The sequence below is a fragment of the Bradyrhizobium sp. AZCC 1577 genome, assembly GCF_036924575.1.
GTDB lineage: Bacteria > Pseudomonadota > Alphaproteobacteria > Rhizobiales > Xanthobacteraceae > Bradyrhizobium.
The window spans coordinates 2,031,817-2,051,912 of record NZ_JAZHRQ010000001.1 but is presented as its reverse complement, the minus strand read 5'-3'; the positions used below and the strand labels follow the sequence as shown (position 1 = coordinate 2,051,912).

The 20,096-nt window shown below is 61.9% G+C and carries 21 protein-coding genes and 1 pseudogene; 7 read left to right on the top strand and 15 right to left on the bottom strand.

Features of this window, described 5'->3' with window-relative positions:
- Positions 1-174: 174 nt before the first annotated feature.
- A complete protein-coding gene (locus tag V1278_RS09610; RefSeq protein WP_334380494.1) occupies positions 175-897 on the top strand; it encodes a glutathione S-transferase family protein in 723 nt (240 codons plus the stop codon).
- 17 nt (positions 898-914) lie between these two features.
- A complete protein-coding gene (locus V1278_RS09605; RefSeq protein ID WP_334380493.1) occupies positions 915-1,550 on the top strand; it encodes a 2-hydroxychromene-2-carboxylate isomerase in 636 nt (211 codons plus the stop codon).
- Between the two features lie 100 nt (positions 1,551-1,650).
- Here the strand turns inward: V1278_RS09605 and V1278_RS09600 are convergent, their stop codons facing one another.
- Positions 1,651-2,580: a glutathione S-transferase family protein gene (locus V1278_RS09600; RefSeq protein WP_334380492.1), complete on the bottom strand. Its 930-nt coding sequence runs from the start codon at positions 2,578-2,580 to the stop codon at positions 1,651-1,653.
- A 23-nt stretch (positions 2,581-2,603) separates the two neighbouring features.
- Here V1278_RS09600 and V1278_RS09595 point away from each other — a divergent pair, with 23 nt between their 5' ends.
- On the top strand, positions 2,604-3,323 hold the full coding sequence (locus V1278_RS09595) for an alpha/beta fold hydrolase (protein WP_334380491.1): 720 nt from the start codon (positions 2,604-2,606) through the stop codon (positions 3,321-3,323).
- Here V1278_RS09595 and V1278_RS09590 read toward each other — a convergent pair.
- From V1278_RS09590 to V1278_RS09560, 7 genes and pseudogenes are all read right to left on the bottom strand, one after another.
- Positions 3,307-4,542, bottom strand: coding sequence for a diaminopropionate ammonia-lyase (locus tag V1278_RS09590; protein ID WP_334380489.1), 1,236 nt, complete (start codon positions 4,540-4,542; stop codon positions 3,307-3,309). The two genes, V1278_RS09595 and V1278_RS09590, sit on opposite strands and share 17 nt — an antisense overlap.
- A gap of 11 nt (positions 4,543-4,553) precedes the next feature.
- Positions 4,554-5,335, bottom strand: a pseudogene (locus V1278_RS09585) (LamB/YcsF family protein).
- 106 nt (positions 5,336-5,441) lie between these two features.
- A complete protein-coding gene (locus V1278_RS09580; protein WP_334380488.1) occupies positions 5,442-6,686 on the bottom strand; it encodes a zinc-dependent alcohol dehydrogenase family protein in 1,245 nt (414 codons plus the stop codon).
- A complete protein-coding gene (locus V1278_RS09575) occupies positions 6,683-7,099 on the bottom strand; it encodes a PaaI family thioesterase (protein WP_334380487.1) in 417 nt (138 codons plus the stop codon). Before V1278_RS09575 ends, V1278_RS09580 begins: the two co-directional genes overlap by 4 nt.
- A gap of 12 nt (positions 7,100-7,111) precedes the next feature.
- Positions 7,112-8,344: a CaiB/BaiF CoA transferase family protein gene (locus V1278_RS09570; RefSeq protein WP_334380486.1), complete on the bottom strand. Its 1,233-nt coding sequence runs from the start codon at positions 8,342-8,344 to the stop codon at positions 7,112-7,114.
- Positions 8,331-9,035 carry a haloacid dehalogenase type II gene (locus tag V1278_RS09565; RefSeq protein ID WP_334380485.1) on the bottom strand — a complete coding sequence of 235 codons (705 nt, stop codon included), beginning with the start codon at positions 9,033-9,035 and terminating at the stop codon, positions 8,331-8,333. Before V1278_RS09565 ends, V1278_RS09570 begins: the two co-directional genes overlap by 14 nt.
- 128 nt (positions 9,036-9,163) lie before the next feature.
- Positions 9,164-10,684: an aldehyde dehydrogenase gene (locus V1278_RS09560; protein ID WP_334380484.1), complete on the bottom strand. Its 1,521-nt coding sequence runs from the start codon at positions 10,682-10,684 to the stop codon at positions 9,164-9,166.
- Positions 10,685-10,884: 200 nt separating this feature from the next.
- Here V1278_RS09560 and V1278_RS09555 point away from each other — a divergent pair, with 200 nt between their 5' ends.
- Positions 10,885-12,483, top strand: coding sequence for a GMC family oxidoreductase (locus V1278_RS09555; RefSeq protein ID WP_334380483.1), 1,599 nt, complete (start codon positions 10,885-10,887; stop codon positions 12,481-12,483).
- 132 nt (positions 12,484-12,615) lie between these two features.
- Here V1278_RS09555 and V1278_RS09550 read toward each other — a convergent pair whose 3' ends face one another.
- From V1278_RS09550 to V1278_RS09540, 3 genes are all read right to left on the bottom strand, one after another.
- Positions 12,616-13,476, bottom strand: coding sequence for a DMT family transporter (locus V1278_RS09550; protein WP_334380481.1), 861 nt, complete (start codon positions 13,474-13,476; stop codon positions 12,616-12,618).
- Between the two features lie 225 nt (positions 13,477-13,701).
- Entirely contained in the window at positions 13,702-14,283 is a 582-nt protein-coding gene (locus tag V1278_RS09545) for a thiamine pyrophosphate-dependent enzyme (RefSeq protein ID WP_334380480.1), read from the bottom strand.
- A 37-nt stretch (positions 14,284-14,320) separates the two neighbouring features.
- Positions 14,321-14,857, bottom strand: a complete 537-nt coding sequence (locus V1278_RS09540; RefSeq protein WP_334380479.1) for a thiamine pyrophosphate-binding protein — start codon at positions 14,855-14,857, stop codon at positions 14,321-14,323.
- A 303-nt stretch (positions 14,858-15,160) separates the two neighbouring features.
- Between V1278_RS09540 and V1278_RS09535 the strand changes: the two genes are divergently transcribed.
- Positions 15,161-16,078, top strand: a complete 918-nt coding sequence (locus V1278_RS09535) for an amino acid ABC transporter substrate-binding protein (protein ID WP_334380478.1) — start codon at positions 15,161-15,163, stop codon at positions 16,076-16,078.
- A 79-nt stretch (positions 16,079-16,157) separates the two neighbouring features.
- Here the strand turns inward: V1278_RS09535 and V1278_RS09530 are convergent, their stop codons facing one another.
- Entirely contained in the window at positions 16,158-17,168 is a 1,011-nt protein-coding gene (locus V1278_RS09530) for a C-terminal binding protein (RefSeq protein WP_442894625.1), read from the bottom strand.
- A gap of 315 nt (positions 17,169-17,483) precedes the next feature.
- On the opposite strand from V1278_RS09530, the gene V1278_RS09525 reads away from it, so the two are divergent.
- Both V1278_RS09525 and V1278_RS09520 read left to right on the top strand, forming a co-directional pair.
- The gene (locus V1278_RS09525; RefSeq protein ID WP_334380476.1) at positions 17,484-17,939 is read left to right on the top strand and encodes a phosphonopyruvate decarboxylase; all 456 of its coding nucleotides are present in this window, start codon (positions 17,484-17,486) and stop codon (positions 17,937-17,939) included.
- An 11-nt stretch (positions 17,940-17,950) separates the two neighbouring features.
- Positions 17,951-18,544 (top strand): thiamine pyrophosphate-dependent enzyme, encoded by a 594-nt coding sequence (locus V1278_RS09520; RefSeq protein WP_334380475.1) that lies wholly within the window; start codon positions 17,951-17,953, stop codon positions 18,542-18,544.
- A gap of 18 nt (positions 18,545-18,562) precedes the next feature.
- Here V1278_RS09520 and V1278_RS09515 read toward each other — a convergent pair whose 3' ends face one another.
- From V1278_RS09515 to V1278_RS09505, 3 genes are all read right to left on the bottom strand, one after another.
- Complete coding sequence (locus V1278_RS09515; RefSeq protein ID WP_334380474.1) at positions 18,563-19,477, bottom strand: LysR family transcriptional regulator; 915 nt, start codon at positions 19,475-19,477, stop codon at positions 18,563-18,565.
- 143 nt (positions 19,478-19,620) lie between these two features.
- Complete coding sequence (locus tag V1278_RS09510; RefSeq protein ID WP_334380472.1) at positions 19,621-19,872, bottom strand: FAD-binding oxidoreductase; 252 nt, start codon at positions 19,870-19,872, stop codon at positions 19,621-19,623.
- 17 nt (positions 19,873-19,889) lie between these two features.
- Positions 19,890-20,075 carry a hypothetical protein gene (locus tag V1278_RS09505; protein WP_334380471.1) on the bottom strand — a complete coding sequence of 62 codons (186 nt, stop codon included), beginning with the start codon at positions 20,073-20,075 and terminating at the stop codon, positions 19,890-19,892.
- Positions 20,076-20,096 lie beyond the last annotated feature (21 nt).

The following is a 20,096-nucleotide window of genomic DNA, read 5'->3' as shown; positions in this document are numbered from 1 at the left end:
GCTACGAATATTTTGGGGCCGCGGCCCGGTCCAATATGGACGGCAACTCGATCAAGACGCCTCACGACTTGTAGGACAAGTCGTTGCACGACTGAATCATGTCTTTCATAGTCTTGGACGGCACAAGTCCCGCTGCCTAACGTCTCGGACAACGACGAAAGGCGGGAGGTTCGATTGATTAGGCTGTACTTCTGGCCGACCCCGAACGGCTACAAGATCTCGATCCTCCTCGAGGAACTCGGGCTGCCCTACGAAGTGGAAGCCGTGCACATCGGCAAGGGCGAGCAGTTCGGCGAGAACTTCCTGCGCATTAGCCCGAACAACAAGATTCCGGCCATCGTCGATTCCGAAGGACCGGACGGAAAGCCGTTCGCGCTTTTCGAGTCGGCGGCCATCATGATGTACCTCGCGGAAAAAGGCGGCTTTCGCTTCATGCCGGCAGAGATGGGTCCGCGATATCGGGTAGCAGAGTGGCTTGCCTTCCAGGCGGCGAGCATGGCGCCCGCACTCGGGCAGGCGCATCACTTCCGGGAATACTCCAAGGAGAAGATTCCCTATGCGATCGACCGCTTCACGTCGGAGGCGGAACGCCTCTACCGCGTGCTGGAGCGTCGCCTTTCCGAGCGCGAGTTTCTCGCCGGCGAGTATTCCATTGCCGACATGGCGACCTACCCCTGGCTGCGGTCTCACAAGTTTCAAGGCCAGAACCTCGACGACTATCCGTCGATACAGCGCTGGTATAGCGCGGTCCGCGAACGCCCCGGGGTGCAGCGCGGCCTGGCCGTTTTGAAGGAGCGCTTCGAAAAGAACAGGAAGCCGCCTGCGGGCGCCGCCTGGGACAACCTCTTCGGAAACAAGCAATTCGGCCGGCCCTCGGGCGGCAGCTCGGCGCAATAACCAAACGGAGATAAGTCGTGGCGAAAACCATCGAGTTCTATTGGGATTTGGGCAGCACCAACAGTTATTTCGCACTGCATCTGATCAAGCCGATCGCGAAGAAGCATGACGCAACCGTTGTGCCTCACCCGTTCAATCTCGGCTACGTCTTCCGGAAGCAGAACTACGTCCTGATGGAAGAGCCCAAGGTCAAGCTCCGTTCGCGGAAGATCGACCTGATGCGATGGGCGAAGAAGTACAATCTCCCGTTCCAGATGCCAAAGAAATTTCCGATGAAGACCAGCCCGGCGCTGCGCGGCGCGCTCGCGATGCGTCGCTTCGGCAAGGAATGGGAATACATGGAGAAGATCTTCGCCGCCTACTGGGAGCGCGACGACGCGTCGGTCGGCGAACTCGCCGGACTGAAGCCGATCGCCGCCGAACTCGGTATGGATCGGACGGAGTTCGCGAAGCTGGTCGAGAGCGACGAGATCCGCGACGAGCTCATCGCGGAAACCGACCGCGGCCTCGAGCACGGCGTGTTCGGCGTCCCGACCTTTTTCGTCGGCGAGGAGATGTTCTGGGGGAAGGACCGCATGGAGTTCATCGACGACGAGCTCACCTCTCCCACTCCCCCGCGCGTCCGCCGAGCTCCGTCCACGGTGGCTGGCTGATGGACATCCTACTCTGATAATTGAGCGGGCGACCACCGCATCCAAGCTTTCTCTTGATGTCGGTGCTCGCGCCTCGCCGGCCGTCGTGTCCGCCTCTAGATCAAGTCTGACGGGCGCTTTTCAGATCGAAGCCGATGCGAGGGAAGTGGACGACGACATCACCGGCACGCTCGCTCCGGATCGAGAGAGCGATTTCGTCGTCGTCGATGAGTTGGAGGCAGCCGACGACTGCGTCCTTGGCGTAATCGGCGGCACGAATCTCGACGAGGCTGCCGAGTTCGGGATCCTCGGGCTGCCGAACCGACGTCCGTGAAGCCATCGGTGAAGAAACGCGCGCGACCTCGATCGCCTCGTCGGCAGTCATTGGCCGCGACTGGCCATGGCCGAAGTCCCGCATGCGTTCCATCCACATCCGGAGTCGCTCGAAGCGATCGAATTCATGCGACAACCGCGGACTGCGATCCGTCAGAAACCACATCGCATGAAAAACCGCGAGATCGGCTACCGTGAAATTGTGTCCGCATATCCACGGACGGCCGTCGCCGAGCATGTCTTCGATGTAGGGCATTTGGCTGCGGACGAGCGGCGCGCTGCGGGCCGCCGCGCGCTCCACCGACCTCACGCTCGGCACGGCTAGTCCCCGCATCAGAGCGCGATCCTCGAACAACTCCTTCGGCATCACGTCGTGATTGGTGCCCCACGCGTACAACATCACCGAACGGAAGAGTGGTCCTTCGGCCCAGGCGGCGACCGCGTTGGCGATGCCTGTCACGCCGGCCGGAAACAACGTCGGTGTGGGATGCCGTCGGTCGAGTTCGCGCAGGATCAGGCGCGTGTCGCAGTAGATGTCGGCGCCGATCTGCAGCACCGGAGCCCGACGATAACCGCCCGTCAGCGCGGTCAGGTCCGGCTTTGGCGCGACGGGCGGCATCGTCACGCTGGACCAATCCAAGGATTTGAAACCTAATGCTACGCGAACCTTTTCAGAGTAATTCGAGAAGTCGTAGTGGTGCAAAACAAGCTCGGACATTAGGAGCTCCTCAAGGACGATAGATGGCGCTCGTTTTAGTACCCGGGTTTATGCTCGATTGGGAAATGTGGGCCTCCTTCGAGCCAGAGATGGAGGAGTTCCGCCCGATCGTACACGCGGACCTCGCCTCGGACGACGACGTTCCAGCGATGGCGCGGCGGCTGATCGCGGATGCCCCCGCGCGCTTCGTCCTGATCGGCTTCTCGTTCGGCGGGTACGTGGCGCGCGAGGCCGCAAGGCTGGCTCCGAACGCCGTCGAAGCCCTCGTCCTCGTCGCCACCTCCTCGCGCGCCGACACGCCCGACCAGGCGCAGCGGAAAATCGCGGCGGCAGCGCTCGCCACGCTTCCTTTCAGGGGAATGAGCCGCGGCTCGCTGCGCGCATCGGTACATCCGGATCGCCGGTCCGACGACGAACTGATCGGTCGCCTGCAGGGGATGGGGCGGCGCCTCGGTCTCGAGGCATTCCGACGGCAGTCAAATCTTGCACGGCCGAGCGATGTCGACCGACTGGGCGAGATCGCCTGCCCTACGCTCGTCGTCGCAGCCGAGGACGACGAGCTCCGGAGTCTCGACGAGGCGCGCGAACTCCATGCCGGCATCCCGCGATCCAGGCTAGCGATCGTACCGGCGTCGGGCCACATGCTACCCATGGAACAGCCGGCCGCCTTGGCGAGGCTCGTCAAGTCGTGGCTGCTTGAAGCGCCCTCGGCGGCTGCCGTACCGATCAGGCCGCGCCCCTGAACTTCGCTTGCCTTTCGAACACGGCTTCTGGGGCGACACCGACGAGCCGTTCGAAGATCTCCGGATCGGTCGCACCTTCGAGGCCGAAGAGGACGACCTGGCTGGAGGCATCGAGGCCCAGCGCCTGCCGCAGGTCCGGATCATGGCCCGCCTTCAGCACAACGGCCATACCGCCGGCCGCAGACTCGCCACAGACGATCGGGACGTCGCCACCGCTGTCGGCAAGCGCCTTCATCGCGTCGACCACCCAGGAATCCGGAATACGGATGAAGTCGCTGCCGAGCCATTCCAGGAGAGCCCACGCCGCCGGCGACACTTCGCGGCAGGCCAGGCCTGCGCAGATCGTCCGGAGTGAGCCGGCCGAGGGCGTCGGCATACCGTTCGCCGCGGATTGAAATAGACAGTCGGCTTCCACTGGTTCGACCATCACCAGGCGCGGCAGCTTACGGCAGCGTCGACGGAAGCCCAGATAGATAGCGGCCGCGATGCTCCCGACCCCACCCTGCGCGAACACATGCGTGACGGCGTCCGGATCCGGAAGCTGCGCGAGCGCTTCCTCGATCACCACCATGTAGGCGTTCATCACGTAGCGTGGAAGCGGGGACCTGAACTCGTCCCAGGACGTGCTGCTGACGAAATGCCAGCCGTTCATGCGGGCGTCTTCGCGGGCACGCGCGACCGACGCTTCGTATTCGCCGTCGATGCGGATCACGATGGCGCCGTATCTCTCAATCGCCTCCTTCCGCCTCGGACTGACGTGGCCGTGGATGTAGATGACGCAGCGGCAGCCGAATTCGCGGGCGCCGTAGGCCAGGCCGCGCCCCTGGTTGCCGTCGGTGGCGACGCACACGGTGACGCGCTCGGTGATGCGTCGGTACTTTTCGGTCCGAAGTTCCGCCGTTGTTGGACGCTCGCCCGTGACGCCGACTACTTCATCGCGCAGCAGCGACGAGATCGTATAGGGTGCGCCCAAAGCCTTGAAGCTACCGAGCTCGCGGCCGAAGCGCTGACTCTCGTCCTTGTAGAATAGCTTCCCAATGCCGAGCGCGGACGCCGTCCGGTCCAGCGTATGCAGCGGCTGGGGCGCGTACTCCGGCCAGCCATGGATTTCATCCACCGCGCTCGACCAGTCACCAAGATTGCGCGCGCATTCGGCCGCCTTCTCCTCAGCAGACGGCGTCAATCGTTTGACGTTGCGGCAATGCGCATAGGCGGTCATGTCTGCTCCGGTTATTGTCGTCTCGAACCCGTCGGTACGAAACTCGCGATCCTGACTCCGGCCCCTTCAAGCGCACGCCGAACGAGCTGGGCAGTGGCGACGGCTTCGGGAGAGTCTCCGTGGATACAGATGGTCTCGATCGGCAGTTTGACCTGCTTCCCGGAAACCGCTTCGACCGCACCGCTCTGCACCATGCGCAGTGCCCTTGCCGCAGCGACCTCTGGGTCATGGATCATCGCGCCTGGCTGGCCGCGAGGAACCAGACGCCCCTCGTCGGTGTAGCCCCGGTCCGCGAAGATCTCGGCACACGTCGGTACACCCATGTCCTGTGCGACGCGAAGCAAGGTGCCACCGCTGAGTGACATGCAGATCAGGTTTCGGTCGACCGCTTTCACCGCGCGACAGACCGCGGTCGCGATGTCCCCCTCGGCTCCGTCAAATTGCCGAGAGCGCCATGCGGCTTGACGTACGTGATCGGGTTTCCGGCATAGGCGGACAGTGCCTGCGCGGCCCCTATCTGGTAGGCGACCAGGCGCTCGATCTCGGCGGGCGAGAAGGGCATCGCCCGTCGTCCGAAGCCCCAAAGATCCGGAAAGCCCGGATGGGCGCCGACGTTGACGCCGCGCTCCCTGGCCATCTCGAAGGTACGGGCCATGATTTCGGGATCGCCCGCGTGAAAACCGCACGCGACGTTGGCCGAGGTTACCACGTCGAGAAGCGCCTCGTCGTCGCCGGCGCGATACACACCGTAGCCTTCACCCATATCCGAATTCAGATCGATCGTAGGCTGCATGCTTCAATCCTCATCTAGAAGACGGTGCGACGACCGAACTTGTGCACCCTGCAGACATCCAGATCTTTCGAACTATTCGTCGTCCAAGAACGATGGATCCGCAGCCTTAAGGAACCAAATACCCCTTCCCTGTCGTTTGTGTATCAAACAGCCGATAGGCCTCTTCGGCCTCCTGAAGCGGCCAGGAGTGCGTAAAGAGTGCATCGACGTCCACCTTCCGCTCCGAGACGAACCGCGCACAATCGGCCTGACCGTTCTTGCTGAACGTCCAGCTTCCGTACACGGCGAGCTGCTTCCTGTTCATATCAGTGCTGACATCGATCGTGACGTCGCCGCCTTCCCCGAGGAAGATGACCCGTCCCCACTTGGCCGCTGCCTTGATCGCAGCCGACCGCGCTTTTGGCGATCCGGTGCAGTCCATGGCGCACTCTGTCCCTCGGCCTCCGGTAAGATCTCGAATGGCCTCAACGACGTTGTCGGAACGCGCGTCCACCAATTCGTGCGCTCCGAATTGCTTTGCGCGCTGCAGGCGGCCCCGATCGATATCCAAGGCGATAACCCGAGCTCCCATCCCGGCAGCAAGTTGCGTGCCACTTAATCCAACGGGACCTTGGCCGAAGATGGCGATCGTCTCGCTTCCGCGCAGTCCAAGTCGATCGAGGCCTCCCCAAGCGGTGCCAGTGCCGCAAGAGACGGCGGCGCCCGCCTGAAATGAAAGACTGTCAGGAAGCTCGATAAGCGAGTCCGCCGGAACCTTCATGTATTTGGCATGAGCCCCATCGCCGTTGGCCCCAAAGGTGGTGGAGCCTTCGTCGCACATCTGCGTCCATCCGCCTCGGCACTGGTGACAGCATCCGCAGCCCGAATAATGATGATTCATGACGCGAGTACCAACTTTGGCGAGCGGGCTCCACACGCCTTTGCCGACCTCTGCGACAACGCCGCAAGGCTCATGGCCAGCGATGATTGGTCGTTCCAACGGTTTGCCTATGCCGAGCGCGTTCGCGCCGCCGGCGGCCCGATAATACTTGATGTCCGTGCCGCACATCCCCGACGCCTTGATCTCCAAAATGACCTCGCCTTGACCCGGGATCGGATCCGGAACGTCGCGGACTTCCAGCTTTTTGTTTCCGAGAAAATAGACTGCTTTCATCGTCGCACCTCTGCGGGCTCGTTTTACGATTGTCGAAAGATTTTGCCGGGATTGAAGAAGCTGTCCTCGTTGAGCGATGCCTTTGATCCGGCGCATGAGGTGGAGCTCGATCGGGTCTCGATAGCCGTCCGCCAGAGCGGGATCGGTGATGCAGTCGGAGCCCAGCAGCTCTCGGGGTCTGGCGACGACGTCGTTCACAGTTGCTTCCACGTGGAGGTCGCGTGCGCGATGGTCTCTCCGGAGCCGTCCATGGCCGATGATTGCAGGAAGAAGGTCTTGCGTCCCTTCTTCAAGAAAGTTGCACGGCAGGTGACCAGGCCGCTGCGGACCGGGGCGAAATACTGGACCTTCATCTCGAGCGTCGCGCCGGCGCCGAACTGATGCTTGAGCAGGTGTCCCATCGAGATGTCGAGGGCCGTCGCCAGCACGCCGCCGTGGAGCGATCCCTGCGGGTTGAACATATACGGTTTCACATCGACAGACGCGATGCAGGCATCGTCCTCGTAGGAGACCATCATCCCGAAGAAACGCGACAGGAAGAACGATCCGAATTCATGGCGGCCATCGCCGATAGCCGCGGTGATCAGCTCGCGAACCTGCCCCTCATCCATGCGTCCCGCTCCCTATTCGGCCGACTGTTTCAGCGCCGCATCGCCGAAAGCGCCCTTGGAGGCGAAGTCTAACACTTCCTTGCGCGCCCAACCGAGCCAGTGCTCAAACACCTCGACGGTGTGCTCGCCCAAGGTCGGCGGCGGCGTGGACGGAGCGGGAGGCTTGTCGTCGAAGCGCAGTGGCCGGGCGACGAACTTGACCTCGCCGGCGACCCGATGCGATACGGTCTGCACCATGTCGCGCTGAACGAGCTGCGGCGCTTCGCAGACCTCGCAGACTGTCCTGATCGCGCCGCACGGAATGCCGGCGCCGCCGAAGATCTCTAGCCAGCGGTCGCGCGGCTCCGCCTTGAAGATCGGACGGAGAGTCCCGCCGAGCGCGGCGCGGTTGGCCGCCCGCTTGGGCGCCGTATCGAAGCGGGCATCTGCTTCGAGGTCCTTGCGGCCGATGGCGGCGCAGAACAGCGACCAGAACTTGTCATTTGCGACGCCCAGGTTGAACCAGCCGTCGCTCGCCTCGAAGGTTTCGTACGGGCTAATCGTGGGATGCACGTTGCCGCGGCGCTTGGGGCTTTCTCCGGACGCGAAATACATGCCCGCGTTAAACGTCAGCAGCGAGGCCATGGCGTCCAGCATGGAGACGTCGACCCGCCCGCCGACGCCGCTCCTCTCGCGCTTCATGAGCGCGGCGAGCACCGCCTGCGAGGCGTAGAGGCCGGTGACCAGGTCGGCGATGGACGTACCGACCTTCATGGGCGGACCGTCCGGATCACCGGTGATGTCCATGACGCCGGACTCGCCCTGCAGGATCAGATCGTAGCCGGGCCGGCTCGCGTCCGGACCGGTCCGGCCGAAGCCGGAGATGCTGCACTGGATGAGATTGGGGTTGTGGGCGCTCAACGCTTCGTAGGACAGGCCCCATTTGTCGAGAGTCCCGGGCCTGAAATTGTCGATCACGACGTCGGCGGCCTTGGCGAGGGCGATCACCGCGTCCCTACCCGCCGGCGACTTCAGATCGATCGCGCAGCTTCTCTTGTTTCGGTTGACCGAGAGGAAGTACGAGCTCTCCCCGTTGACGAACGGAGGGCCGTACCGGCGACTTTCGTCGCCAACACGGGGATCTTCGATCTTAACGACGTCCGCTCCGAGGTCGCCGAGATGCATCGTGGCGAACGGGCCGGAGACGACGCGGCAGAGGTCCAGAATCTTGATGCCGGAGAGAGCTTCCGTACTAGACGATCGCATCCGCCAGATCCTTCATCGTGGGTACGGTGATGTCGGGCTTGTGCGGCGTCTCTTCGAACGGCCGGTCACGGCGATTGATCATCGCGGTGCGCATGCCGGCCGACTTCGCGCCGATGACGTCGAATGCGTGGTTGGCGACGAAGAGGATCTGATCCATCTTGAGGCCGAGGATCTCGGCGGCCTTCGTGTAGGTCGCGACGTGCGGCTTGAAGGAGTTCGCCTCGGCGACGGAGATCACATTGTCGAACGGGATCTTGTGATACTTCTTGGCCGCCTCTAGCATGTCGCGATCGCCGTTGGAGAGCACGACCAGCTTGTACTTGGTCTGTAGCTTCGCCAGTGCCGCCGGCACCTCTGGGAAGCATTCGAGCTTCTCGATCTCGCCGACGAGGTACTTCACCTCATCCTTCGTGTACTTAATGCCCGACCGGTCCATGACCTGGGAGACGGCGCGGTGACCGATCTCGCGATACGGCGTGTGCTCGCGGTGGAGCAGCGCGTCGATCATCGAGTTCTCGAAGTGGGTGCGGCGCCACCAGGTGACGAAGGAGTTCGGATTGCCCGTCCAGCCCTTCCCCTTGAGGAACGGCGTCGCGATCTTGACGAGGCCACCCTGCATGTCGACGACCGTGCCGTACTGGTCGAACATGCAGACCTTCACGGTGTCCTTCAGTTTCTGGATGTCGGTCACTGCTTTTTCCCTTTGCTCGCTGGCGGAATGGATGATCCGGATTTGACCGCACCCATCGCCATAATCAAAATGGATTGTTCTTCTGCGCACATTCGCGACATGAATGTCGCCGCGAAGAATTGCGCTCCTCAGGTCAATCTCATGATGAAGGGATTCTGCGGGCGTTCAGCGGAATTGTTGAGCCATACCGTCTTCGGCTGCATGTAGCTCTTGATCATCTCCTGACCGCTCTCGCGACCGAGACCGCTGTCCTTCACGCCGCCGAACGGCGCCATGAAGCTGAGGGCGCGGTAGGTGTTCACCCAGACCGTTCCGGACTGAAGTCCCTTGGACATGCGGAATGCGCGTCCCATGTCCTTGGTCCAAACGCCCGCTGCGAGGCCATATTTCGAGTTGTTGGCAATCCGGAGCGCGTCCGCCTCGTCGTCGAACGGGATGACGGCAAGCACCGGGCCGAATATCTCGCGCTGCGCGAGTTGCGTGGCGTTGTCGACGTCGCGGAAGATCGTCGGCTCCACGAACAACCCTCCGGCCGGATGCTTCATCGCGTTGCCGCCGAAGGCGACGACAGCGCCCTCCTTCTTGGCGTCGGCGATGCAGGTCATTACCTTGTCGTAGTGAGGAAGGTTCGCGAGCGGCCCCATCTGGGTGTCAGGATCGAGGGGATCTCCGACCTTGACGCCCTCCGCCATGGCCCTGACCTTCGACAGGAAGGTGTCGTAGATCGAGCGCTGAAGAAGCAGCCGCGAGCCCGCGATGCAGGTCTGTCCCGCGGCCGCGAAGATGCCCGATGCCACGCCCGCCGCAGCGGCCTCCAGGCCCGCATCCTCAAAGACGATGTTGGGCGATTTTCCGCCGAGTTCGAGCGTCACGTGCTTCAAGTCGCCGGCGGCTGCCTTGTTGATCGCCTTGCCGGCGGCATCCGACCCGGTGAACGCGATCTTCGCCACGTCGGGATGAGCGACGAGTGGCGCGCCGACCTGCTGGCCGGTGCCGCAGACGACGTTCACGACGCCTGCCGGAAAGCCCGCCTCTTCGAACAACTCGACGAAAGCGACGGTCGAGGCACTTGCGTATTCGGACGGCTTGATGACGAAGGTGTTGCCGGCAGCCAAGCCCGGGGCCAGTTTCCAGGTCAGCAGCAGCAAAGGCGAGTTCCAGGCAGTGATTGCCGCTACCACGCCGAGCGGCTCCCAGGTCGTGAACACGAAGTGGTCAGGCTTGTCGATCGGCAGGACGCCGCCTTCGACCTTGTCGGCCAGGCCTCCGTAGTAATAGAACCACTGCGGGATCGTTTTGAGCTGCACCAACATCTCGTTGATCAGCTTCCCGTTATCGCGGACTTCAAGTTCCGCCAACCGTTCGGCATTCGTCGCGATCAGATCACCGACCTTCCGGAGCAGCGCGCCGCGGGCGGTTGCCGACAGTCCCGTCCAGCCGGAAGAACGGAAGGCCGTCTTCGCGGCGGCGACGGCGGCCTCGACGTCCTGCGGACCGCTATCGGGAATCTCGCACCAGTTCTCGTTGCGATAGGGATCAAGGCTCGGCAGCCACTTGCCGGATGCCGCCGCGACCTTCTTGCCACCGATGAGATTTTCAAAACGTCGCACCCGCTTTTCCTCCTGAAGAACCGCTGTGGGCATCGTCATGCGACGCGCCGCATTGGAAAATGCTGGAAGACGTCCCCACCCCGCCAACTGAAGTTTGGTATGGGGCCATTCACGAGAGTGATGGCCGAAAGCCGCGAACTCGATCCCATCGACCAAGCCAATGATACAATTGGCGAAACGAATTGGACATTGACGTGCTCCTGCGGCCAATCGATGGGAGGGAACGCGAAGGTAGGCACATGGAATTCGACTACATCGTGATCGGCGCCGGCTCGGCGGGTTGCACGGTCGCATCGCGGCTGAGCGAAGATCCATCCGTGTCGGTCCTCGTGCTCGAGGCCGGCGGTCCGGACCGGAACATCCTGATCCACGTCCCCGTCGGATACGTGAAAACGATCGACATGCCCGCTGTGAACTGGCGCTTCCAGACCGAGCCCGAGGCCTATACTTATCAGCGCCCCTTCCCGATCCCGCGCGGCAAGGTTCTGGGTGGAACGAGTTCGCTCAACGCCATGCTCTACGTCCGAGGCGAGTCCCGCGACTACGACGGCTGGGCGCAGCTCGGCAATCGAGGTTGGTCTTGGGACGACGTGCTGCCGTACTTTCGTAAGTCGGAGAATTGGGAGGGCGCCCCCGCCGCCTGGCGCGGAAAAGACGGTCCGCTGAATGTTCGCGACCAGTACGAATTCGCTGAGATCACCGACGCGCTGATCGCGGCCGCCGGCGAGTGCGGCTACCCCCGCAATCCGGACTACACGTGCGGAAAGCAGGACGGCTTCGCTTACTTCCAGCTCACGCAGAAGAACGGCGTCCGATGGTCCACCAAGCGAGCATTTCTCGAGCCGGCCATGAAGCGACCGAACGTCCGCGTCGCGACCGGTGCGCACACGACCAAGGTCATCTTCGACGGAAAGCGCGCCGTCGGGGTGGCCTATCGCAAGGGCTCGTCAGACCTAATAGCCAAGGCGCGGCGCGAGGTCCTCCTCTGCGCCGGCGCGGTCCAGTCCCCGCAATTGCTCGAGCTCTCCGGGATCGGTAGACCGGACGTCCTCCGGGAACACGGCATCGACGTGCTGCACGCACTGCCCGGCGTCGGAGAGAACTTCCAGGACCACTACATCATCCGGATGGTGTGGCGTGTCATCGGAGCACGGACCCTGAACGAGCGCTCTCACGGACTTCCTCTCCTGAAGGAGATCTTCAGATATGCCCTCACGCGTCGCGGCGTACTGACCACGTCGGCCGGCATCGTGAACGGCAACGTTAGATCGCGCCCCGAATTGGAAACTCCTGACATCCAGTACACGATCGCGCACGCCAGCTTCAAAGATCCGGTCAAGCGGATCCTCGATCGAGAGCCCGGGCTGACGATCGGGCCGACTCCGCTGAGGCCCGAAAGCCGTGGTAGCATCCACATCAAATCGGCCGATCCGTTCGCCGCGCCAGCGATTCGCCCGAATTTCCTGAGCAAGGAAGCCGATCGCGAGTGCTTGGTGGAAGGCATGAAGATCGCGCGCCGGATCACGGCGGCTCCGGCGCTCGCCCGCTATATCGCCGAGGAGGTCGATCCTGGCGGCGACGCTCGGAGCGACGACGAATTGTTGGATTTCGCCCGGCGCAAGGGTGGCACCATCCATCATCCCGTCGGCACGGCGAAGATGGGCTCGGATGCGATGGCCGTGGTCGACGATAGGCTGCGCGTCCACGGCATCGACGGACTGCGGGTGATCGACGCCTCGATCATGCCGCTGATCGTATCGGGCAACACGAACGCCCCGGTGATCATGATCGCGGAGAAGGCCGCCGACATGATCAAGCAGGACGCCAAGGAAGGTTGAGCGTAACGATGGAGGTGTCTGCGCGTGCTCATTGGTTTCGGACATGCCTGCTTCGCTCCGATAGCGACCACTCTTGCGCAGGCGCAACAAGGATGGGCCAAACCTGGAAGTCACATGACGCGATTTCTGAGTTCACATTGATCGAGCGCTTGGTCTCACTTGTGTAATGGCGACGCCGGAGAGCGCGAGCAGTCCACCAACAATCAACTTTGGGGTCAAACGATCGCCAAGGAACAACACGCTCGAAATCATGGCGAATACCGGAAGCAGCAAGCCGAATGGTGCGACACGGTTCATGGAGCAATGGCCGATCAGCCAGAACCAAAGGCCATACCCAACAATTCCTCCGATGAAAATTGTATAGGCGAGTGCCAGCCAACCACGTTCATCCGCTGTGATAAGGCTCGCCACTTGTCCATATTCAAGCAGTAACGACATTAGCATGACCTGTGGCACCGTGAGCAGCGACGACCACCCCATCAACATCAAAGGGCTGAAAGGGCCGTAACGCTTCGTCAGGACGTTGGACACCGCGAACGCGAAGGCTGCCCCGACCACAAGCAGGAGCGGAAGCGCGTTTGCCGACAGGCCAGGGCCCGCTGCCAACACGACCACGCCGACGAATGCAAGCACTACGCCGGCGGACGTAGTTAGAGACGGCCTCTCCGCGAGCAGGGGCCAAGCTAACAGGACGGTGAAGGGCGTGGCGAGTTGATACGCGATGGCCGACATGCTTCCCGAGCCGAGCCCAAGGCCAACATAGAGGAGCCCGAAGTTTAGTCCTCCAAGGAAACCCGAAATAGCTACGATAGGGCCGAACTGTTGACGTGTGGGCCTTTTGACGAATGGAATAAGGAGCAGCGCGATGGCGAGGAAGCGCAGTGCGAGGAAAAAGAGAGGCGGAAATTCAATAACGCCCACTTTGATGGCCACGAATTGATAACCCCATAACAAGGGGACGGCCACCGCGCAGACGATTTGAATAGCAGACATGGCATCCTTCCTCTTAGGACCATTAGGTCTAGCAGCGTCAGGGGCTTCGCGCCTGGCTTCGAATCCCGACAACGTCAGAGATGCTCATACGATCGCGGCCTGCCTGATCAACCTTAATCCCAAGGTCGGTCACGATTCTTCAGGGACGGCGACATCTACTGGTGCACCGCCGACGTCGGCTGGGTCACCGGCCGTCACCGACATTCGGCCGTGGCGCGCACGGTGTCAGACTCGCCGTTGATCATCGGCAAGCAGGCTCCGCATGAATCGGGAAGCGATGAGGGTTCCCTCCCGCTCCGGCACCGTGCGGGGCTGATCTCCCGGCTTGATCTTAAGCACAGCGACCAACGTGCCGGCCCGCCCATAGAGCTTAGGCCGCAGCGTCGCGATTTCGTTCTGACCGGTGAGCTCCGACGCGTTCTGGATTCCGCAAGCGCGGGCGACCGCCGCCAAGTCGGTGCCGAAACCGGTGGCGGTCTTCTGCATCCCGGTCTCGGCATATTGTTCGTTATCGAGAACGAGAATCGAGAGATTGGTCGGAAGGTGTTGGGCGATGGTCGAAAACGCCCCGAGCCCCATCAGCATCTCGCCGTCTCCGGTGAAGACGATGACGGGCCGCTCCGGACGCGACAATGCGAGGCCCAATCCGACCATAGCGGCCGAACCCATGGCGCCCCAATCATAGAAGTTCAGGTCGTGATCGCCTGCGGCGAACACGTCGTAGACCGGCGAGCCCAGGCCCGCGACGACGAGTGCGTTTCCGCGATCCTTGAGCAATTCCGCGACTGCTGGACGACGCTCGATCATCTTGAACCTCTGAATTCATCATCCGCCCGGACTATCGTCATTTCGACCAGTTCTTCCGGCCGATCAGCCGCTGCGAGAGCAGAACGGCGGTGCACCGGCTGGAATAGAACGCCTGATCGATCGCGCCGGCGCAGATGTCCCCGACTGTGGCGGAGTCTTCCGCACGGAAGACGTCGAAACCCATCAATTCCAGAGCGGCGCCGGCTCGCTTGCCCATCGGGATCTGCCAAGGCACGAACTCCGCGAACTCCCCGCGCATGGTCACTAGGAGAACGAGCGGGAGGCGGCAATTTTCGGCGAGCGTAAAGAGGTTCAGGCAATTACCGACCCCCGAAGATTGCATCAGCAGCACGCTGCGCTGTCCACCGAGGAATAGCCCGGCCGCCAGGCCGACGCCCTCTTCCTCGGTCGTGAGCACGGTGGTGCCGATCTCCGCATCGTCCGTGCAGAGATCGATCAGCCCACGGTGCCCGCCGTCCGGAACATGGCAAACGTGTTGGATGTTCGCAGCCTTGAACACCGAGTAGATGTCCCGTTGCCAAGGCCTGATCGCTTGTTCTTTATCGCTCGACATGCCTGAAATCACCGTCTTGCACGCGGGCCGCGAAAACCCCCTCGGCTCCAGTGGCGCGCGCATATTTAAGGGGACCGGACGCAATCGTGGAAATCGCGAAAATGTCTTTCGACATTGACGGCGTGAATGGTCGCCGTCAGCTCTTCACCGGCGGGCAACCGACCTCTGCCAGCCGCCTGACGGTCTCCTCGGCCCCCATCCAACGGACAAATGACGCCATTTCAAATATCCATTACTGCCCATCCCCCGCCACCCCTAGCCTCGACGAGCAGCAAAGCAACCTAGCAAAGGAGGCAGGGGACGATGCACATTCGGCAGACATTGAAGTATGCGATCATCGCGCTCGTCGGAAGTGGTGCTCTGTCGGTCGCGAGCGCTCAAACCTCGTCCGCCACGCTCAAAGCCATCAAAGAGCGGGGCGCGATATCCGTCGGTCACAGAGAAAGCCTCATTCCCTTTTCTTACTACGACCAAGATCAGAAGGTCGTCGGCTATTCCGCCGATATCTGTCTAGAAATCCTCCCCGCCATTGCGAAGGCCGCGGGCGTCGACAATCTCAAGATCGCTCCCGTGCCGGTGAGTTCGTCGAATCGCATTCCCTTGCTCGCCAACTGGACGATCGACATGGAATGCGGCGCGACCACAAATAACACTGAGCGCCAGCGGCACGTGTCGTTTTCCGTAACCCACTTCGTCACTTCAAATCGTTTCGTAGCGAAGAAGAGCCAGAACTTGGCCAGGTTCGACGACCTGAAGGGCAAGACTGTCGTCTCGGTATCGGGCACGACGAACATCAAACAATTGACCGAGTTGAACGCCGCGAGGAACCTCGGCATCAACATCCTTGCGGTGAAGGATCACGCGGAAGCCTTCCTGGCCGTCGAAACGGACCGAGCGATGGCCTTCGTGATGGATGACGTGATCCTCGCCGGCTTCGTCAGCGGCTCGAAGGATCCATCTGCCTATCAGATATCTCAGGAGCCGCTGTCTCTTGAGCCTTATGGCTTCATGATGAGGCGCGACGATCCCGAGTTCAAGACGGTCGTCGACAAGGCGATTGCGGATCTCTTCAAGAGCCCGAAGATGAAGGAGATCTACGCGAAGTGGTTCCTCCGACCAATTCCTCCCCGGGGCAACACTCTGGCTATGCCTATCAGCGACGCGCTGTCGAAGGTCTTGGCTGCACCGACCGATAGCGCGGATCCGGCCGCGTATAGGTAGACATCTTCGGCCGTCCCAGGGCCGACGAGGAGCATGGAAGAAATCCGCAGCGACATCGACGACCGCGCGCGTTCGGACGTTAGACCAGTAGCCATTGTTCACGAATCTCCGGATTGAGCGCGTTCGGCGGCCAATTTCCGAGCAGAATGCGTTTGGCCGTCTCGGCCGCGAACCTATGCATCTCGGCTTGGGACTCGACGGAGTAGTACGCTGTGTGAGGGTTGATGATGCATCGGCCGACGATCCACGGCAATCGACCGTGCCAGGCTTTGATCAAGCGGTTATTCGGTTGAGGCGGCTCCTCCGGCATTACGTCGAATCCCACAGCGCCGAGACGACCGCCTTCTAGAGCGTCCGCTATCACGTCGAGCTCTCGAACGACGCCGCCTCGTGACGTGTTGATCAGGATGGCGCCCGGCTTCATTGCTTCGACGAACCTGCGATCGACGAAGCCAGCCGTTTCGGCATTGAGCGGCGTGTGGAGAGAAATCACGTCGCACTCCTCCAACAGGCTTGCGAGCGTTTCCGCTCGTCTGCTTCCCAGCACCTTCTCGAAACCGGAGGGCACATAGGGATCAAAGAATTGAGTTTGGAACCCGAGCGCCTTGAATTTCAGGAGAGCGGCACTCCCGATCCGCCCGGCCCCGACGATACCGACCGTCGTCCGGTTCGTGCGACGAATCGTGGCTTGTACGTTCTGCTGCCAGTTAGAGGGCAATTTCCTAGCAATCTCGTCGTATTTGAGGATGCCGCGAACTAGCGCGAAGGCCATCGCAACAGCCGTATCCGCTACTTCGTCGACGCCGTAGGTCGGATTGTTGCAGGCGACCACGCCGTGCCGCGACGCGGCCTCCAAGTCGATGTTATCGAATCCGACGCCGTAGCGGACAACCCCGCGAATCCGTGGGTGCGCGTCCAGAAACGCATCGTCGACCCGATGGCGCCAAACGACCGCCACTCTGGTTTCGGCGTTCAACTGATCACCGAGCGCGTCGCCCAGTACCTCGCGGGCGATGGACCAATCCGTGACGTGGTCCGTGATGACGACAGAACCGCACGGGAGCTTGTAGTCCTTCGAAGTCGCGCTCATGGAAGCTCCTGGATCGTCGATGCCCTTAGGCAGCCCGATCCTCGGCCTGTGTCCAGCGCTACGCTAATCGCGCTTCGATATGGCATCATTCATGGGGCGGATTGACCCATGGGAAATATCGATTGGCCCACCGAATGGCCGCCCTCCTATGTTGGCCCAAACCCTCCCCGCCAGCCGAGGAGGCCGAAACGGTGCAGAGAGTCCGAACCAAACATGACTTCCACTAGGAACTCCGACTCTCCGACGTCGTATCCCCCACAAACTTCCTGGACGGATCAGGTCTATCGGGCGCTGAAGGACTTCGGCGTCAAGCAAGTGCCCTATCTGCCCGACGGATCGCTTGCACCGCTGATCGACCTGTGTCGGGAGGACTCCTCCATGCGCGCCATCCCGCTCACGACCGAAGAGGAAGGCGTCATGCTGCTCGCGGGCGCCTGGCTCGGCGGCGATCGCTCCGCCCTCCTCATGCAGTGCGGCGGAGTGGGCAACTGCGTGAACATGTTCTCCCTGCTGACGACCTGCACGTTCCCGGCCGTCATGGTCGTGACCATGCGCGGCGTTTGGGGTGAGTTCAATCCGTGGCAGGTCCCGATGGGAAAGGCGACCCGCGGATGCTTTGAGCTGTTCGGGTTCAGCATCTACAACCTCACGGACGCCTCTCGCGCCGGCGACACCATGAGGGCCGCGCTTCAGCACGCGTTCAGCGGCAACGAGCGCGTCGTGCTCCTGGTCGAGCAGAGCATGCTCGGCGCCAAATCCTTCAACAACTGAAAGCGCCTTTCATGCCCGAAGACAGCAGACTTCAGCGCCGGTGGGTGGTCGAGAAGCTCCTCGCTGATCGGGGAGACAGGCTGGTGATCGCGGGAGTCGGTTCGACCGTTTGGGATTGCGCCGCCGCCGGCGATCATCCGCTGACCTTTCCGCTCTGGAACGCGATGGGTGCCGCCGCGATGGTCGGTCTCGGCGTCGCGGTCGCCCAGCCGGCTCGCGAGGTCCTGGTCATCACCGGAGACGGTGAGATCTTGATGCAGGTCGGTGCGCTGGCCACGATCGCGACACAGAAGCCGACGAATCTGAGCATCGTTGTACTCGACAACGAGTGCTACTTCGAAACCGGGGCGCAACCCACCCATACGGGCATGGGCGTCGATCTGACCGCCGTCGCCTCCGGTTTCGGCATCGGCGAATCCCATATGGTCCGTTCCGAGGAAGACGTCGACAGGCTCTGCGGACGGATCCGCCAGAAGGAGAGTACCCTGTTCGCCCAAGTGAAGATCGACGCGAGTCCCGTGCCGCGCGTTATGCCGCCGCGCAACGGCTCCTATCTCAAGGACCGTTTCCGATCCGCTCTTCTCGGTGCAGCGGCGTTCGAATAGTAGCTTGCCCGGGCCCGCTCAGTCACTTTCGGGAAGGCCCCGCGCGGCATCAACGAAGATCGAACGCAACCAATTCAGGTCCTGACTGGCGTCGTGCCTTCGGTGCCAATACATCGACCATTCGAAGGGGTCGGAGGCGAACGGCAAATCCCGGATCGCGAGATCTTCCGCGACCATCGCGAAGGCCAGGCGACGTGGCATGACCGACAGGAGGTCGGAATCCCGCAGCACGTGCGGGACGAGCAGCCAGTGCGGGACGTTCACCGCGACCCGGCGGGTCAACCCTTGCCGGGCGAGCACGTCGTCCACGAAGCGGAGATCGGTCGGCGACATCGAGACCTTGAGGTGCGTCGCCTGGAGGAACGTCTCCATCGTCAGGGGTCGCTGCGCCAAAGGGTGTCCTTCGCGCATGACGCACACCATCCGGTCTTTCATCAGCACGACCGACTTGATGGAATTCGAATGCGCCAAGCCCATGCTGATCGCCAGGTCGATCTCGTCCTTCTCGAGAGCCTCGACCGTCTGCGTCGGCGAGTAGTGCACGACGTCGAGCTGCGCGAAGGGCGCCGTCGTTTCGATGGCTTTTCCGACGGCCGGAAGGAGAAGACGGCTGAGAAGGTCGGACAACCTGACGGAAAAGCTTCGTGTGGTCGTGGTCGGATCGAAAGCGGCTTCGCTGTCTAGAAGGCGCTCTAGCTGCCGCAAAAGCCGCTTCACCGGCTCCGCCAGTTCGATCGCGCGTGGCGTGGCCTGCATCCCGTTGGCCGTGCGCACCAGAAGCTCGTCCTTAAAGATGTGACGTAGCCTAGAGAGCGCATTGCTCATGGCCGGCTGGCTAAGGCCAATCCTGTCAGCCGCGCGGGTTACGTGAAGGTCCGTGAGAAGAGCGTTGAGAGCGACCAAAAGGTTGAGATCGACGGATCTGAGATTCATGACGAACTCTGAGCAAGCCTAGGATCATTGATTTAGCAAATAATGGGTCAAATACAATCCATTGAACAAATTTCCATTGGCCCTCCGCCCCCTCGCAGTGGTTGAGACGGACGGCAACCCTAGACAGCAAGTGCGTGAATAGCCTAGCCGAGTTTCAGCACTTTGCCTGGATTCATCAGATTTGCCGGATCCAGCGCTCTCTTTATCTGACGCATCAAGTGGAGTTCAGGCTCCGAGCGTCTCCGCTCAAGATACTCCAGCTTCGCCACGCCGATACCATGTTCGGCAGAAAAGGTTCCCCCTAACGAGCCCACGATGTCATAGACGATTGCGGCGACGTCATTCGCTTCCGAAGGCGAAGGTGTGCCAGCAGAATGCGGACGCATGACGTTCATATGTATGTTGCCGTCTCCTAAATGACCGAACCGGGGTTCATGCTCGACAAGGAGATGTGGGGGCAGGAGATGGAGGATTTCCATCCAATTTTCATGCCGACATTGGCCGCGACGACAGCGTCCGGACGATGGCGCATCGTCTGATAGCGGCTCCGGGCCGCTTCATCCTGATCGGCTTCTCGCTCGGTGGTTACGTCGCCCATGAGGTGTTACGTCGCCCGTGA

What these genes read in the sequence shown, in the direction of transcription:
- V1278_RS09535 (WP_334380478.1), top strand. Translation starts at nt 15,161, where the DNA reads ATGCACATTCGGCAGACATTGAAGTATGCGATCATCGCGCTCGTCGGA.
- V1278_RS09560 (WP_334380484.1), bottom strand. Translation starts at nt 10,684, where the DNA reads ATGACGATGCCCACAGCGGTTCTTCAGGAGGAAAAGCGGGTGCGACGT.
- V1278_RS09505 (WP_334380471.1), bottom strand. Translation starts at nt 20,075, where the DNA reads ATGGGCGACGTAACCACCGAGCGAGAAGCCGATCAGGATGAAGCGGCC.
- V1278_RS09510 (WP_334380472.1), bottom strand. Translation starts at nt 19,872, where the DNA reads ATGAACGTCATGCGTCCGCATTCTGCTGGCACACCTTCGCCTTCGGAA.
- V1278_RS09520 (WP_334380475.1), top strand. Translation starts at nt 17,951, where the DNA reads ATGCCCGAAGACAGCAGACTTCAGCGCCGGTGGGTGGTCGAGAAGCTC.
- V1278_RS09540 (WP_334380479.1), bottom strand. Translation starts at nt 14,857, where the DNA reads ATGTCGAGCGATAAAGAACAAGCGATCAGGCCTTGGCAACGGGACATC.
- V1278_RS09550 (WP_334380481.1), bottom strand. Translation starts at nt 13,476, where the DNA reads ATGTCTGCTATTCAAATCGTCTGCGCGGTGGCCGTCCCCTTGTTATGG.
- V1278_RS09555 (WP_334380483.1), top strand. Translation starts at nt 10,885, where the DNA reads ATGGAATTCGACTACATCGTGATCGGCGCCGGCTCGGCGGGTTGCACG.
- V1278_RS09575 (WP_334380487.1), bottom strand. Translation starts at nt 7,099, where the DNA reads ATGGATGAGGGGCAGGTTCGCGAGCTGATCACCGCGGCTATCGGCGAT.
- V1278_RS09515 (WP_334380474.1), bottom strand. Translation starts at nt 19,477, where the DNA reads ATGAATCTCAGATCCGTCGATCTCAACCTTTTGGTCGCTCTCAACGCT.
- V1278_RS09530 (WP_442894625.1), bottom strand. Translation starts at nt 17,168, where the DNA reads ATGAGCGCGACTTCGAAGGACTACAAGCTCCCGTGCGGTTCTGTCGTC.
- V1278_RS09590 (WP_334380489.1), bottom strand. Translation starts at nt 4,542, where the DNA reads ATGACCGCCTATGCGCATTGCCGCAACGTCAAACGATTGACGCCGTCT.
- V1278_RS09570 (WP_334380486.1), bottom strand. Translation starts at nt 8,344, where the DNA reads ATGCGATCGTCTAGTACGGAAGCTCTCTCCGGCATCAAGATTCTGGAC.
- V1278_RS09545 (WP_334380480.1), bottom strand. Translation starts at nt 14,283, where the DNA reads ATGATCGAGCGTCGTCCAGCAGTCGCGGAATTGCTCAAGGATCGCGGA.
- V1278_RS09600 (WP_334380492.1), bottom strand. Translation starts at nt 2,580, where the DNA reads ATGTCCGAGCTTGTTTTGCACCACTACGACTTCTCGAATTACTCTGAA.
- V1278_RS09595 (WP_334380491.1), top strand. Translation starts at nt 2,604, where the DNA reads ATGGCGCTCGTTTTAGTACCCGGGTTTATGCTCGATTGGGAAATGTGG.